Raw genomic sequence first — 15,682 nt, forward strand, 5'->3', positions numbered from 1 at the left:
GCAGATAGCTGATCAAGCTGTCTTCGCAGGATTTCCTCAATTATGCGGTAGTTGTACTGTCCAAGATTATCTGCCCAACGGCAGGCATTTCTTAGCTGGACCGTTCCAACACGACGTGCAAAGTTCAATATGCCCGAGCAGGATTTATGGGCTTGCTCCGGATGTCCCTTATACTCAAGTACCTTTGATATATAACTGGCAACATCACTATGGATTTCTTCTGCCTGCCGTATAAAGTTCTTAGGGGTCCATTCTGAGATATACCGGTGCTGTGGCGCCAGATGCTGTCTTGTCTTACACCTACTGCAGAATCCCTCAAAGCGCTGATCAATTACGACTCAACAAATGCTACCTCCCGAAGGCTTAATTTTCCTCCAAGTATATCGAACGGTGTACTGCTGGCCAATCGATTTCTATCTGGTATTTATCCAGTAGGCCGAGAAATTTGGGCTCCAAGTAGTACTTTTTATAAATGCGTTCTTCTTCGAGTATTCTTTGAAAGTTTTCTTTATCCATTCCAAGCGAAAATGACAATTCAAGGTTTTTGAAAAACTCCCTATCATTGCCCATAGCCGCGTAGAGCTCAGCGAGGCTACCGTTGGCAATAGGATCCTGAGGGTCAATTTCAAGGGCTCTGAATAACGCCTCATATGCAGCCTCATAATCCCCGCTTGCGCGTAGTACATTTCCAAGTCCATTGAATGCCTCCGAGGACTCTGGCGCAAGCACGGTGGCCTGTCTCCAACCCCGTATAGAAGCATCAAAGTCCTTCATCAAATATTTTGTGTGCGATAAAAGCCCTACTGCCTCCATTGAAGTCGGAAACTGCTTTAGGTACTCTTCCAACATCTTTAAAGCCTGGGGTACCTGTTGAAGCCTGATGTAGGCATGGGCAAGTGCAATTTTAGTATTATCATCCGGAGCCGGACGTAATTCGAGTACCTTATTGAGATAATCAATCCCCTGGTGCAAATCATTAAGCTCCAAATAAGCCATCCCTAAATAATAAATGGCATTTGCAGATAAAGGATTGAGTTGAAGCGCTGTTTTAAGTATCCGTATTCTGTTGGGCAAATCGGTCTGATTGAACGCTTTTTCAATTAAAGACTCAATATGGATGAAATCGTAAAAATTTCTTTTATCCTTTTCGCTGATAATGTCTTGGGTAAGGGATTCAAATAACTCCAGATAATCCAGTCCAATGGGAGAGCTACTCTGTTCAGTTGAAAATTCTCCTTTATAGCTTATCTTGAACTTCTCTTCGTATTCAAGATCGGGATCAGAGTGGATGACCATTACCTTGTCTAGCTGCATTTCCTTCTCCAGTTGCTGATTCACTGTCCTAAGAGCCATATGCTTAGCATTTACCTCTTTAGGCTTATCTTTGGCATTTGAAAAGTAAGGAATCCTGGATAAAACGAAATGCATTTTAGGTGTCCTCTGACTCAAGGAGTTTCTGGGGTCGGAAAGAGTTTTGATAACCTCTGCGATTCCTTCCAGGTTCTCACGGTTGTTGGCAGCAAGCAATACAACCTCGTCAGCAAATATAGACATAGTCAGTCCAGCAATATCTGTAATACCTGTCCTTGAATCAATTAATAAGACATCCGGGGCAAGCTGTTTGCGTATCTGCTGCTTGAGATTTGAGAAAAATTCAACACCAACACTATCCTGCTCGTAAAAAAGCTGCTTCCAATCCAGACAAGAAAGTTTCCTCCAGTAAGCCCTTGATGTGGTGTCCCCGGCACCAATTAAGGAAATATCCTGACGCCCTATGTCATCAAACTGTACTTGGGTAACAAAATCCTTTATCTTAGAGGGTACCTTCTTATGTTCTGTAAATTCAGAGATGTAATCCACAATACCTTTGTTCACTTTTCTTTTTTTTATGTGCTGAGCGAATTTAAGGTGAAGTCCGGGGGCTTCCAGATCAAAATCAATAATACAGACTTTCTTTCCGAATTCAGATAATCTGTTGGCAACATTAGCCAAAGCGAGCGAACGCCCTACACCGCCCTTATAAGAGTAAAATGTTATCGTTTTCATGATCATGCGTATTGACCGATACTAAACAAACCTTCCCTAAAAGTGCGTTCCTTAAAGGGTTTGATTTGCTGAGTAGTCTCCTCAAGAAATTTAAATATAGACTTTATTTTCACCTTTGCTGGCGGTATAGTTTCAACTTTTTTATCCAGGCCCGCGGGTATACTATCCAAGGGGTTAAGCAGGTCTTGGGATACATTGAGTAATTCGGAGAACTTCCTAATCATTGTTTTACTCAATGACCGCTTTCCTGAGAACAAATCAGAGAGCACCCCGCTACTGGCGATATGTGAGAGATCTTTACGTTTAAGCCCCATGTAGTCCATTTTTAGTTTTATGACCGCTATGGGGTCAGGTGTAGGAATGTGAAAGTTTTTACTTTCATAGTCTTCTATAAGCTGAGCCAGTAATTCAAAGTCATCAATCTGTGCTTCGCTTGTTCCAAAATTTTCATCCTCACCCATGGCCTGAAGCAAAGCAACTGCGGCATTATGATCTTCAGGTGTTTTGATTAATTTTATTCTAATGTCCATGCTATTTAAAGAGATTAATGTCAAACTGTTGTCGTTTCTTATTGATCTTATCATATTCGGAATGGGTCCCAATCCAGACAATATAAGCGACCGGAACCTTAAGTTTTTCGTGAAACTGGTATTTGATGATGACTCGGATATGATTTCCTTTCACATCAATAACCGCACGCTCTGGTGAAGCTTGCCGATCTGACTTTTTCCCTAGAATATCCACAGCCTTAGAACCAAATGTATCCACGATATCCTGAGGTTTAGTCCAATTCGCTTGTTTCAAAATCGCAACAAAACTGGATAAAGCCACCCCAGAAGATGGGTTCGCAGCGATGTATTCATGAATTACGTTTATAGTTACTATCCGAACCATCGTAAAAATGATAAGTTTAAAAAACAAAGTTAAATAAATTTCTCTCATTATGAGAGTTTATTTTTACATTCTAACAGATTTAATATTTTTTTTTATGAGAATTGTAGATACTAATATCCTGTATTATAAATTTGCCAATAATAGATACCCGACTGAATTAAACGATGCCTATATTACCTCCATCAATGCCTTGAAGTTTCTGCGAAATATTGAAAAAAGACATCCAAATAGGGCCAATTATTATCTTCCGCTATTATCGAAATCTGACCAATATGGCCGGGGTTTGATACCTTTATTAAACCAGCATCCGCAAAAAGGGATTTCGCGTCGTTGTCAGATGCCGTTCAATTTGATTTTGGCAACAGTTACGAAAGTTATATACTATATAATAACCTTTCAATCGCTGGACTTATCAATACCGGCAACACAATGGTTTTCGATGCCTGCACACAGGTATTGAACAAAAAGAAAAATAAAGAAGTCAGGGCTAAATTTTCATTTCTTCTTAAACATCGTATGACTTGTCTACCTGTAGATCAGCAGGATATTGAACTTGGGTACAACCTGCTGGATGCATTTGTCAAAAACATAGCTTAAAAAAGGACTTCCGGAATTGTTGGAATGACCTGCTGATAATTGCCAAATCTAAAAATTTAGGGGCAACGCTGATATCAAGTGACAAACTACTCAATAACTATTCCGCATTGATATCCGAGGCAAATGTTAACCAACTTGATGACCATACATACGATATCCATTTTCCCCAGATGCCCAAAACTAGTAAAAGTGGCAAATTAAAAGAGAGTAAGGGCTATATAAACCAACAATGGTCTTACCATATGAGAAAAGCCCAGGGATATTAGGCCAGAAGCGGCCTCAAACTCATTGTATCTAAGAAAGCTAAGTTTCTTCTTTATTTTAGTATTATTGAGGTCGCCGAAATTGTAAATAGTTTTAGTCTTCAACTCTTTCCTCATTTGAGATTTTCTTATTAAAATGTAAATTTCATATTACAATCACGCTTAATAAATACTTAATAAGAAACCAAACATAAAATATAAAATGCTGACATATAATTAATTAAACTAAAAAAATCACACTCACAATCTTTTGGTCGCTGGTTCGAGCCCAGCTGGGCCCACAAACCCTTCAGTATTACTGGAGGGCTTTTTTATGCTGTAAAACTAGCTTAGTTTTCATCAAACCGCTTTCTAACCACTAAAAAAATAGCACCAAATAACAAAAGATTCTAGGATTGCAAATCCTTTTATTCCTGGTTCGATGCGCTGAGAAGCTAACCGCTCGAACAGTGGGTGATTCAGCGATGTTGATTTTATCAGTAATGAATTACTTGAGGATTAGCTTTAAGACGATGTTAGCTTAGCACTTATCTGCCAAGTTGAAAAATTTAGAAACAAAAAAGGGATACAGCTCGCATCCCTTAATGTTTTTAACAATAACGATTACAGTGCTTTGTGGGCATCTCTTAACGCCTTAATTGTATCATGGCTAGCATTAATGCCTTGTTGTTGTTCAAGCAGAACATTACGCACTTCCTCACCCAACTCATTTTCCTGCAACGCTTCTTTGTAGGCTTTTTTAATTGCATCTTCTCCTCTTTCGCATTCTTCTAAAATGCTTTTACGATCATCGCCACCAAAACTAGATTTTAAATCAATCCAGGCCCTGTGTATGCTGCCCAAAATGGTATTGCCGGTATCCGGATTTTCACCATGCTTGCCAACCAGTCCGGCAAGAGCAGTTACATTTTTACGGCTCTGTTCAGATAACTGCTCAAATGTTGCTTTCAGGTCGATGTTTTCCGGGCTAATGTCTTTTACGGCTTTATCAAAACCATCTGCACGATCGTTATTAATTTCAATCAGGTCGTTTAAAACCTCTACTGTCTTTTGTTGATTTTCCATGTTTTTTATTATTAGATAGATTACCTTTTAAACATGGCCTTTGACGGGATTGTTTTGTTAAATTCAGATAATATTGAAATCTTAGCGTTGGGTTCTAATCTCCGCTCCTCGAGATGTTAAGCATAGCGCATCTCGAGGACAAATAAATGCAGATTTGAAATCTGCTACCCTTTCTGGTTTATCATTACAACGGTTCAATAACCTTTTTTGAAAACATAGGTCTCCAGACCATTTTCTGATAATATTACGGACTAAGTCCTTATTCTTATATAAAAAATTTAAGTCACCCTACGGAAGACTTAAACTAGATGAGTGGCTTTCAATAAATTAAGATTGCTTCAGCTCGCTCATCTCCAGCTTCGCAATGACGGAATTGGGGAACGGGTTCGGCGCTTTGCTATCTGGCATAGGAGCTGTTGGAAGGAGAAGCAGTTGGAAATTTTGCAGGAACTTTGATAATGCAAAGAACTCCGCTCCTCGAGATGTTAAGCATAGCGCATTTCGAGGATTAATAAATGCAGATTTGCAATCTGCTACCCACTCTCGTTTATTGTTCCGAATGGTCAATAAAACCTTTTTGAAAACCCCTCTGATTATCGTTCCAACGTATTAATAAACCCTATTTGACAACACGGGTCTCCAGACATAAATCGCTTTCTAGATTAAAAATTTGTCATAGAACGAGCAATTTTATGGCGATATCTTGTTCCCCCCTCGCTGGCGCATGCGTGTTGCATGTAAACTTAAATTCTCAACACCAATCATAGATGGCTAATATCAATTAATCCATCGAGGTACAAGAAACTGTGGTTCAGCGGGATTGAAACAAGAATGGCGCAAAATTAAAATTTTGCGCCATTCTGAGCCTTTGATTTTTACATTAAAATACTGAAAATAGTATCATTTCAGATAAGGATGTCATTACTTTTTAGCTACAAGGGTCAGGCCAATTTCTACGTCTTTTGAGATCATCCAGTTTTCAGGGCTTCCTTCTGCCTTGTAATTTATTCCCCAGGCAGTCCGGTCAATGATGAATTTGGCGTCCGCGGAAACGTTGCCTGTGCTAACTGACACCTTCGCCGGGAATGTCACATTCAGCGTACTGTCTTTTAGTGTCAGGTTACCACTGATTAAATAATTTGGATCTGCGACCAAACTGGTTTTTGCATCACCATGAAAAGCTTCAACCTTATTTATCACAAACTTTGCAGTTGGTGCTTTTGCGGTGTCAAAAAAATCGGCACTTTTAAGGTGTCCGTCAAGGTCTGTTGACTTTTTATCTTTCTCGGTCACAGATGCGGGATCAGTAAGCAAACTGTTCATATCCACAATGAATTCACCACCGGTTAGCGAGTCACTTTGCACCGATACCGTTCCAGAAGTGATTTTGATTTTACCCCATCTTGGTGCAAAGCCACCCTTGTGAGTTGCCTTCCAGCTTACCAAAGTTGCAGTGGTGTCAATGTTCAACTGATCGCCTTTCTGTTCAGCTGCAGTCTGTTCTGCCGTAGTTTTTGCATTGTCGGAACCAGAACCACCGCAGGAAGCCATTAGAAACAGCGCTGGCAACGCTAATAAAAATCTTGTTTTCATAATCTTTAGTTTATATTTCTGAACGCTCAGTTTCAATAATTGAGCCAAATGTAGGGGAATATTGATTTAGGTGAATTGATGTATGATAAGATTTTGATCGCATCCAGGCTATAGCGCCTTAACTTCCCCTCTAGTTAAGATATATTTTTTCCCTTTGCTGGTGTTAAATTTCATAAGGTAGCCATCAACTATTTTTTCGAGTTTGGCATTTACGCCCTTAATTGCAAATGGTACAGATGAATGAATTTCGCAACTATTACCTAATAGAGAAATAATTTCAGCGTTAAACAATACACCATTTTCCCAAGCCATGTTTACTTCAAAGCCTCCTCTAGCCCGCAGCCCGCGTATAGCGCCATCATTCCATTCATTCGGCAATGCCGGCAGCAATTGGATATAATTCAAATGACTTTGCAAAAGCATTTCTGCCATGCCTGCGGTTCCGGCAAAATTACCATCGATTTGAAAAGGCGGATGCGCATCAAAAAAGTTAGGATAGGTTCCACCCTGCCCTCCATTGCCTTTTGTATCATCAACATAGTTAAGTAAACCACGTATCAGTTTATACGCATGATTGCCATCTTTTAACCTTGCCCACCAGTTAATTTTCCATCCTTTACTCCAACCGGTACCAAGATCAGTCCTGAGTTCGAGCGACTTTTTAGCAGCATTGAAAAATTCCGGCGTTTTCTCAGATATTTCATAACCGGGATAAAGCCCGTACAGATGTGAGGCATGCCTGTGAAGCGGTTCGGTTTCTTTAAAATCTTTGAACCATTCTTGTATCCCTCCATTCTGACCAATTTTTAATGGATAAAGCTTAGCTTGCTTTGCAATTAAAGTATCGCGAAAAGACTTGTCAATGCCTAATATATTGGCAGCGGCTATTGTGTTTGAAAACAAATCTCTAATGATAGACATATCCATAGTGGTTGCCATTGATAAGCCTTGTTCTTCACCGTTTTTATCGTAAAATTTATTTTCCGGAGAGGTTGATGGTGCGGTAATTAAAAGACCTTGTTTATGCTCAACAAGCCAATCGATAGAAAATTCGGCAGCACCTTTCATTAAGGGATAAGCTTGTTGCTTTAAGAAATTTTTGTCGCCAGTAAATAAATAATGCTCCCACAAATGCCGGGTTAACCAATTGCCGCCCATATACCAGTTGGCCCAAACCGGTTCGCCATTACCACGGTCGCCAACCGGATTAGCAGTTGCCCATATTTCTGAATTATGATGGGCTACCCAGCCCCTGGTGCCGTAAAATTCTTTTGCCGTCTGCTTTCCTGTAACCGATAAATCTTTAATGAAATCGAGTAATGGAATGGTTAACTCAGATAAATTCGTAAGCTCCGAAGGCCAATAATTCATTTGGGTGTTGATATTTATGGTGTAGTTAGCGCTCCAAGGCGCACGTAAATCTTTATTCCAGATACCCTGGAGATTTGCCGGCGGACTTCCAGGCTTGGAAGAGGATATCAAAAGGTATCGGCCGAATTGAAAATACAGCGATTCCAGTCCGCTGTCTTTTGCACCTTTACTGTAAGCCCTTAAACGTTCATCCGAAGGCAGTTTTGCATTTGGATTATCAACTTTGTTATTTAAATTAAAATCTACCCTGTTAAAAAATTTCTGATAATCTTTTATATGCTCCTCTTTTAAAGATGTAAATGTTTGATTAATACTGTTGGATATCAGCTTTGAAGCGATAGCATTTTCATCTTTACCATCCGCATCAGGACATTTATCAAAACCGTTAAAACTTGTTGCCGCAGCAACCAGGAGCATAACCTCAGTCGCATCCGAAACATGAATACCCAAACTATCAATCTTCAATGTTCCATCTTTCAAACGTGGGCTTATGCGATATTGAAATCGCATGCCATTACAACCAGAAGTATCATCCTGAATTATCGGTTGGCGGCTTTTAACATTATAATAATTGGGATCTACATGCGCCGGTGCTTTGCCAGACAAAACCAAACTGTTTTCTTCAACCATCAATGCGTTTTTTAATAAACTATTTGCCATTACATCAAATGTTAATGCTCCTGCCTTTGATGAGGTAAGCCGAATGACGAGCACATTTTTATTTAAAGAAGTAAAAGCTTCCCGGGTAAATACTACGCCATCTACAGCAAAACTTGTTATTGATATGGCATGGGATATATCCAACTCCCTGATATAATTACTGGACGATTTGCCCTTAAAAGATTGATTAATTAAAAGATTACCCAGCGGCATATATGATTCGGTATAGAAACCCTGCATTTTCTTTGCCAGCAAATTTGCCCTGGTAAAATCTTCCTCATCGATAAGTGCTTTTCTAATTTCCGAAAGATAAGATTTAGCCGTTGGATTGATAACTTTTTTAACCGGTCCGCCGCTGTATAAAGTACTTTCATTTAGTTGAAAAACTTCCGCTTCGATGCCGCCAAATACCATTGCGCCAATTTGTCCATTACCAATTGGAATGGCCTGGGTCCATTCTTTTGCTGGCTGCTGATACCAAAGTTTTAAATTGTTTTGAGCGGAACTTACAAATGAGCATAATAGCAGGATGATTAAAGTTTGATATCTCATAATGTCTGCAAATGTTGTGGAAGATTTATTTTTTCAGATCCTAAATTATTAACTTATTTCACAAATATCTTTTTTACCGCAAAAAAACTGTATCATTTTTGAACTGGAAACCGCTCCCTCTGGTTTAGCAATTTTATCTCGTTATCGCTTTGCATAAGATACATTTCCAGGCTATGTCTTCTCCCATTTTAGATTTTATCGACCGCTGAAATAACGAACAATTAAATGGTTGGGGATAGACGGTGCATATTACGAACAAACTGTACCATCCGTTTCGGTCCAACGCTGCTCCTCGAGATGTTGAGCGTAGCGCATCTCAAGGATTAATAAATGCAGATTTGCAATCTGCTGCCCCTTTCTGATTTATTCGCCCTGCGGAAGACTTAAACTAGAGGGGGAAAACAGTATTAAAACCTGAAATTGTAAAATTTCTTACAGACTACTTACTGCTTTTTATGATTTCCTTGTATAGATCTTTCAAATCACCGGATTTAAGGTTGTAAGCTATCGCTTTAGCCGTTGAATAAATGGTTTCTCCAGTTTTGGAGTTAATTACACAAACAATCTTACTAGAACTATCTTTAATGAAAACTAAATAATATGCAGGCTGATCGCCTTCAATTATGATTTTATCTAAATCAGCCTTGCTTACTACTTTGTAAGGATATTTGTAATCCTCAAACAAATTCTCTTCATCAGCAACTTTCTTTGTTCCAAGCACAAAGGGGTGAAACCTGATTAAATTGAAATCCGGAACATAAAGTGTTTGCGCACTAAGTTTAGCCAATTCAGCTTTGTTTACAATATCGTCTTGTATTTGCACCTTTTTTCCGGTATTCAGTAACCTGGTCATTTGACCAAGATAGTTTTTAAGCATCCCAGGGCTCCAGTTATACAATAAACCACCGCCATCAAAATCATACCTTTTGAAAAAAACATGGGCATCCATCGCCTTTGGATCTACTGATATTGCAATTTCAGCTACAGGTTCGTGATCAGAATTCCGGAGTGACCTGTTACTGCTAAAGTACTTTTCCTTGCATGTCCAAAGCGATAGTGCATAGTAAACACTAATCATACCACCTCTTGTCTCAGTTAGCGCCTGTAGGCTTAAAAAACTATCGTTAGGGTTTAAGGTGCTCTGATGATCTGCAGCGATATAATCTATCCCTTTTGATAAAGTCCAGTTTTGTTTGGCTTGTTCAAGAAATTGTTCGGCACCCGGAAATTTAGTGCTTTGCACCATAATATATGTTTTGCCTTCTTTGATTTTGCTTAGTTTTTTTGGATCAAGTATTCTAACCTGAGCATAAAGATTAAATGAGGTGATGAGCAGTGCTAATAAAGTGCAGAGTTTTAATTTAAATGTCATTGAATTTAAGTTTATATTAAGGGAAAATTAGTTCACATTGGGATGTAGTCGATCATTATCGGAGGTGTAGGCCTCTGCTGCTACGATTCATGGAAGCTTGTTTTTGAAAACCGTAATGGATTGATATTTGGCACGATTGCCGGCTGATATAGGAAACGGAGTTTTCCTAAAGGCACATCATAATCAGCGCCAATCTGAATACCGAATCTCAGTCGCTCATTCTCGTTGTAAGGAAATTGGGCTTTGACCACATTGCAAAGCAATGCCATAAAAAATAAGAGGAGCGTTTTTTTCATTTTTGTTTGGTAAGCGAAAATACATTTTTTATTCACTTTTTAGGCATTGATTTTAAATCGAATAGCTAGTTTTTTCATCAGGTATTGAAAGAAATATTCATGGCTTACACTAGGTGCATATTGCGCTGAAAGTGTGCTATCCATTTCGGCCCAAACTGGTTAAAGATTTGTAGCCCGGATATCTTTCTTCAAATAACTGAAAAAAGAATTAGGTCGACTACCGTTTACAGCAGAAGATTTGGGTGAATAATACGTTTGGCAGCTACCGCTCACACATCAAAAAATTTATCCTCAAGCTAGTGCCCGACAGTGCTGAACACTAGGCTTCTGTCATTGTTCATGAGTCTGGGAAAGTTGCTTAGCATTATTTAAGTGGTCTTGCGGCAATGATTGGCTTATTGTGGGTATTGTATGGTATTGGCTTTAGTGTTGTAGGCGTAGAGAGTGCTATCTTTTTCGCTGTACTTTGCGGCTTGCTGGAAATCATCCCATTCGTTGGCAATTTAACTGGCACATGCTTAACCCTGCTTGCCGTACTTGCTCAGGGTGGTGATTCGAAGATGTTGATAGGTGTTCTAATTGTTTATGGTTTGGTGCAATTTTTACAAACTTACATTCTGGAACCACTCATTGTTGGTGAACAGGTTAATATAAATCCCTTATTTACCATTTTATCAATCATTCTTGGCGAATTTGTCTGGGGCGTAGCAGGCATGATTTTAGCAATTCCTTTACTCGGTATTATAAAGATTATTTGTGATAAAGTTCCTGAACTTAAACCTTATGAGTTCTTAATAGGCCCGGAAAATCCCAAGGTAAAATCAGAAAACCGGCTATCGAAATTAATTAAACCGAAGAATGGTTAAACCATAATCAGACTAAACTTCCTCAATTTGGCTACGGCTTCGCCCATTTTGGCTACGCCAATCCTAAGCGCTATTCGGAATTTTGGTTATCAATTTAAATAGAAATATAATGGAAATTAAAAAGAAAGTTGCCCTGGTAACGGGCGGGAATACAGGCGTTGGTTTTCAAATTGCAAAAGCGCTTGCAGAAAATGATTATACAGTGTACTTAGGTTCACGTAACCTTGAAAAAGGTGAGGCAGCGGCATCAGAAATAGGCGGCAACGCAATAGCCATTCAACTGGATATCACAAATACTGAATTAATTAATAAGGCCGTTAAGCAGATCGAGGATGAATCTGGATTCCTGACATTGTTGGTAAATAACGCGGCCATCTCTAATGCCGGCAAACCTGATAGAACAATGGAAGAGGTATTAGCGGCTCAGCTGCCAAGCGTAACCTCAATAAATGAAATGAAGACAGTTTGGGAAACCAACGTATTTGGCACACTTGCCATTACTCAAGCTTTTATACCGCTATTGAGAAATGCTCCTTCAGCCCGCATCGTAACCGTTTCCAGTGCTTTTGGTTCTCTGGGTATCATGTCCAATCCTGAAAACACCTTTCGTTATGGATTCGATGCCGTTTATGGCGCATCTAAAACGGCACTTAATGGTGTTTTTCTATCGCTTGCAATTGAACTGGAAAACACCAACATCAAAGTACACCTGGTAAGCCCGGGCTTTACAGCCACTGCGCTCAATAATTTTCAGGGAACGGATACAGTTGAAGAAGGTTCTATTGAACCAATAAGGGTATCGCTGGCAGAAAATCTTCCAACTGGTAGCTTTACAGGTCCAGAAAATTACAGCGGTAATGACAACATAATACCTTGGTAAACTTATAAATATAACCCTGTGACGTACCTGATATCACAGGGTTTTCCATATTTTTATATTATGAATAGTAAGGAGCAAAAACTGATAAGATTTATTTCTATTTCTGAAAGTCATCAGGCCTTTGGTTTACCAAAACCACAACACCCACTGATAAGCCTGGTACATTTTAATGAAGACAATCCATTCAATCCAGACATGGCCCCTATTTATGATGTACTTGACTTTTACAAAATAACTCTGATTACCCAAAACAATGGGCGGCTTAAATATGGGCAAAGCTATTATGACTACAATGAAGGAAGTATGCTTTTTTTAGCCCCCAATCAATTAGTGGGAAGCACAGATTACAACAGTAAAACCTATTGTTATCTATTACTCATTCATCCAGACTTTTTCCTGGGATATCCCCTCGCTACAAAGATTAAACAGTATGGTTATTTCTCTTATCAATCTAATGAAGCTTTGCATTTATCAGAAACAGAAAGGGAAGTCATTATATCTATCTTTCAGATTATTTCAAACGAACTAAATAGCCGGGTAGATGAATTTAGCCAGGAAGTGCTGATTGCTCAGGTAGAACTGATGCTGAGTTATGTAAACCGATTCTATAAACGCCAATTCATTACGCGTAAAGTAGTCAACAACGATATCCTTCAAAAGTCTGAATCTATATTAGATGAGTATTTTAAGGACACTAAATCGCTACAGATTGGAATACCTTCAGTAAAATTCCTTGCAGATAAATTAAATATTTCTCCTGGTTATCTGAGTGACCTCTTACGTTCCTTAATTGGTCAAAATGCACAACAGTATATCCACCTTAAATTAATTGATAAAGCCAAAGAGAAACTTTTAACCAGCAATTTAACGATTAGCGAAATCGCTTATGACCTTGGTTTTGAACATCCACAATCTTTCAGTAAGCTCTTTAAAAGTAAAACAAACCTTTCTCCAGTAGCATTCAGGAAATCATTTAATTAACCAACTGGAGTTTAATATAGATAGCAAATAAAAAAAGGCAGCAACCATTTAGTTTAACTGCCTTTTTTAGTATAAATAAATTATTAATATAAATAACTTAACCTACTGAATTTTAAAAGATTATTTGCTATTATTTACACTTAACTCGCCCACTTTAGCAACAAAGGTTTTAAATTCATCTTTATCGTATAACCGGGTTAAAAACCGGATATAGCCATCCTTATCAATCACCACATTTCGGGTAACACCGGCTTTTTTGTCTGCAAACTGCTGAAATATTTTCGCACCAGGGTCCAAAGCCAATGGGTAGCTGATGTTTAAGTCTTTTTGAAACTTTTGAACCACTTCTATTGGTTCGTCGCGGTCTACACCGATGAGCACTACATTTTTATCCTTATAAGCCTGCCAAACATCTTTTTCCAGATAAGGCATTTCTTCCCTGCACACCTTACACCATGAAGCCGTAAATTGCAGTATAACGGTTTTACCCTTTAACTTTTTGAGGTTTGTCTTCGTTCCGTCGCTCAACACCAGCTCAAAATTATCTGGTGCCTTATCGCCAACTTTTACAATATAACCCCTTGCATCGGCATTCGGGTTTTCAAATTTCTTTTCTTGCGCAAATGCACCTGCGGTACAAAATAGCGCTGCAATGGTCAAATTTCTAATTTTCATTGGATTTAAATTTTGAGTGAATTGTTTATATTTTCTGTTTATTTTTCTGCGGGTTTCCAGCCTTCATTTGTGGCCGTTACAACCTCTCCGTATTTACCCTTTTCACCAAAAAAGGCGTTTCCACCGAAGGTATATACAGGCTGTTTTACTAAATCTAATTGTAGTTGTGGCAAAGGATATTCAGTAGGTGTTCCGCCTACCAGCAGGTTATTTCTACGCATGAAGGTAAAAGGCAAAAATGCGCCTGCTGCCCCGTCTATTTCTATAGAATATTCATAATGAAGTTGATTTCTGATGTCACTTTGCGTGGCTGCTACATCTGGTAAGGCACCCACCAACTTTCTGGTCGCTGTAGCTTCATTTAATAAGGCAGCCGCACCGCTATAATCCTTTAACCAGAATTTCGATTCTGCTTTAAGCAACCTTAACTCTTCTGCAAGGAAATATGGGTTTACTGCGCCGGGGAAATTGAGTGTATTTGCCGCATTGTACCACCTTTTTCTAAAATAATTGGTAAATAAACCTCTCCCACGGGATTCAATGAATATGCCGAAGCTGGCTGAATAGCCGAAATAGGTATCAAAACGTTTGTCATTACTGCTGATTGGGGCTAGAATCCCGCTAAGCGGATAAAATTTAGGTGATGCACCTGTTTTATCAGCCAGATAAGCAATCTTTTGGTCGGGCGGCAACCAACCCGAACCATCTGCATTCCTTTGCAGCAAATTGGTCAACAATTGATTATAATAACCGCCCGTTACCGTGGTAATCACAAAATCTGTGGTAAATCCTTTTTCAGCATAGGCCAAAACCCTTTGCCATTGGGCATCGCCAAGTTTCTCGGCTTCTGTTCTATCTCTTGCTTCCGAAGATAATATTCTCGCCGCCATAGAATTTGCCAGCTTTATAAATTCAGCCTTGCTAAAGGATTTCCCGCTTAAGAAATCAAATTTAAATTGAGTATTGGATTCAGCTAAAGCAATGGCTTTGTCAAGATGTTTAATTCCATTGGTTATAAGTGCTTTATATGAATCAGGAAAGTCTTTGGTCGTCAGGTTAACATCATCTACAATAATACCTCTGTCAAAAATTACCCCTAAATAACCTTGGGCAATACCTTTGGCATAGTAGGCCGCCACTAAACAATCCTGGGTTCGGTCATTGCCTTGCGTATCGTAGATTTTCTTGCCTTGTTTCTCAATAATATCAAGCGCAAGCGTAGCATCAAGATTGGCCTGGTAAAAACTGTTGTAAAAGGTATTCCAGGTTACGGCTCCCCTGTAGGAAGTGTTATTATTCAGACGCAAGCGTGGCTCATTTGCAAAATCCCACCAGGAAGAATTACCATTTGTATTGGTGGTTTGGTCGGCAAAAAGACTAAAATGCGTACCGGCCGAACTTGTTGAAGCTGTAAAAACAGTTTGAACGCTGCTAGTGGTCAACTTAAGACCTAAATCTTTGATCAGCTCAATCGCTTCCTGGTTTGTAAGAGTGGTCGGGTTATCAAAATCTGTTTTCTTGCAGGCACCCAAAATAAGGGCAGTTATCAGAAAGTATAATATCTTTTTCAT

General features: G+C 39.1%; 14 protein-coding genes and 1 pseudogene. 5 read left to right on the forward strand and 10 right to left on the reverse strand.

Translation table 11 applies throughout. The features are described 5' to 3' along the window. Window positions 1–235 (forward strand): hypothetical protein (locus R2Q16_RS16715; protein WP_316738732.1); only part of this gene is annotated, 235 nt, incomplete at its 5' end. Window positions 236–363: 128 nt separating this feature from the next. Here the strand turns inward: R2Q16_RS16715 and R2Q16_RS16720 are convergent. The 3 genes from R2Q16_RS16720 to R2Q16_RS16730 are packed head-to-tail and all read right to left on the reverse strand — an operon-like array spanning window position 364 to window position 2,988. After that, the gene (locus R2Q16_RS16720; RefSeq protein WP_316738733.1) at window positions 364–2,046 is read right to left on the reverse strand and encodes a KGGVGR-motif variant AAA ATPase; all 1,683 of its coding nucleotides are present in this window, start codon (window positions 2,044–2,046) and stop codon (window positions 364–366) included. Between the two features lie 2 nt (window positions 2,047–2,048). Beyond that, a complete protein-coding gene (locus tag R2Q16_RS16725) occupies window positions 2,049–2,576 on the reverse strand; it encodes a hypothetical protein (protein WP_316738736.1) in 528 nt (175 codons plus the stop codon). Window position 2,577: 1 nt separating this feature from the next. Further along, a complete protein-coding gene (locus R2Q16_RS16730; protein WP_316738738.1) occupies window positions 2,578–2,988 on the reverse strand; it encodes a type II toxin-antitoxin system HigB family toxin in 411 nt (136 codons plus the stop codon). Window positions 2,989–3,270: 282 nt separating this feature from the next. Here R2Q16_RS16730 and R2Q16_RS16735 point away from each other — a divergent pair, with 282 nt between their 5' ends. Then, window positions 3,271–3,537 carry a hypothetical protein gene (locus tag R2Q16_RS16735; RefSeq protein WP_316738741.1) on the forward strand — a complete coding sequence of 89 codons (267 nt, stop codon included), beginning with the start codon at window positions 3,271–3,273 and terminating at the stop codon, window positions 3,535–3,537. A gap of 866 nt (window positions 3,538–4,403) precedes the next feature. On the opposite strand, the gene R2Q16_RS16740 is transcribed toward R2Q16_RS16735, so the two are convergent. The 5 genes from R2Q16_RS16740 to R2Q16_RS16760 all read right to left on the reverse strand — a co-directional run bounded on the left by R2Q16_RS16740 (window position 4,404) and on the right by R2Q16_RS16760 (window position 10,709). After that, entirely contained in the window at window positions 4,404–4,865 is a 462-nt protein-coding gene (locus R2Q16_RS16740) for a PA2169 family four-helix-bundle protein (RefSeq protein ID WP_316738744.1), read from the reverse strand. A gap of 921 nt (window positions 4,866–5,786) precedes the next feature. After that, a complete protein-coding gene (locus tag R2Q16_RS16745) occupies window positions 5,787–6,506 on the reverse strand; it encodes a YceI family protein (protein WP_316738748.1) in 720 nt (239 codons plus the stop codon). A gap of 60 nt (window positions 6,507–6,566) precedes the next feature. Next, window positions 6,567–9,041, reverse strand: coding sequence for a glycoside hydrolase family 95 protein (locus tag R2Q16_RS16750; protein WP_316738750.1), 2,475 nt, complete (start codon window positions 9,039–9,041; stop codon window positions 6,567–6,569). Window positions 9,042–9,480: 439 nt separating this feature from the next. Next, on the reverse strand, window positions 9,481–10,413 hold the full coding sequence (locus R2Q16_RS16755; protein ID WP_316738753.1) for a hypothetical protein: 933 nt from the start codon (window positions 10,411–10,413) through the stop codon (window positions 9,481–9,483). 80 nt (window positions 10,414–10,493) lie between these two features. After that, entirely contained in the window at window positions 10,494–10,709 is a 216-nt protein-coding gene (locus R2Q16_RS16760; protein WP_316738755.1) for a hypothetical protein, read from the reverse strand. 374 nt (window positions 10,710–11,083) lie between these two features. On the opposite strand from R2Q16_RS16760, the pseudogene R2Q16_RS16765 reads away from it, so the two are divergent. The 3 genes and pseudogenes from R2Q16_RS16765 to R2Q16_RS16775 all read left to right on the forward strand — a co-directional run. Continuing rightward, a pseudogene (locus tag R2Q16_RS16765) lies at window positions 11,084–11,575 on the forward strand (AI-2E family transporter); the annotation flags it as partial. A 109-nt stretch (window positions 11,576–11,684) separates the two neighbouring features. Then, on the forward strand, window positions 11,685–12,455 hold the full coding sequence (locus R2Q16_RS16770) for an SDR family NAD(P)-dependent oxidoreductase (protein WP_316738758.1): 771 nt from the start codon (window positions 11,685–11,687) through the stop codon (window positions 12,453–12,455). Window positions 12,456–12,515: 60 nt separating this feature from the next. Next, window positions 12,516–13,436 carry a helix-turn-helix transcriptional regulator gene (locus tag R2Q16_RS16775; RefSeq protein ID WP_316738762.1) on the forward strand — a complete coding sequence of 307 codons (921 nt, stop codon included), beginning with the start codon at window positions 12,516–12,518 and terminating at the stop codon, window positions 13,434–13,436. A 120-nt stretch (window positions 13,437–13,556) separates the two neighbouring features. Here the strand turns inward: R2Q16_RS16775 and R2Q16_RS16780 are convergent, their stop codons facing one another. Both R2Q16_RS16780 and R2Q16_RS16785 read right to left on the reverse strand, forming a co-directional pair. After that, window positions 13,557–14,111, reverse strand: a complete 555-nt coding sequence (locus R2Q16_RS16780) for a TlpA disulfide reductase family protein (protein ID WP_316738765.1) — start codon at window positions 14,109–14,111, stop codon at window positions 13,557–13,559. 38 nt (window positions 14,112–14,149) lie between these two features. Continuing rightward, window positions 14,150–15,682, reverse strand: a complete 1,533-nt coding sequence (locus R2Q16_RS16785) for a hypothetical protein (protein WP_316738768.1) — start codon at window positions 15,680–15,682, stop codon at window positions 14,150–14,152.

It is taken from the genome of Pedobacter aquatilis, assembly GCF_032678425.1.
Taxonomy (GTDB): domain Bacteria; phylum Bacteroidota; class Bacteroidia; order Sphingobacteriales; family Sphingobacteriaceae; genus Pedobacter; species Pedobacter aquatilis_B.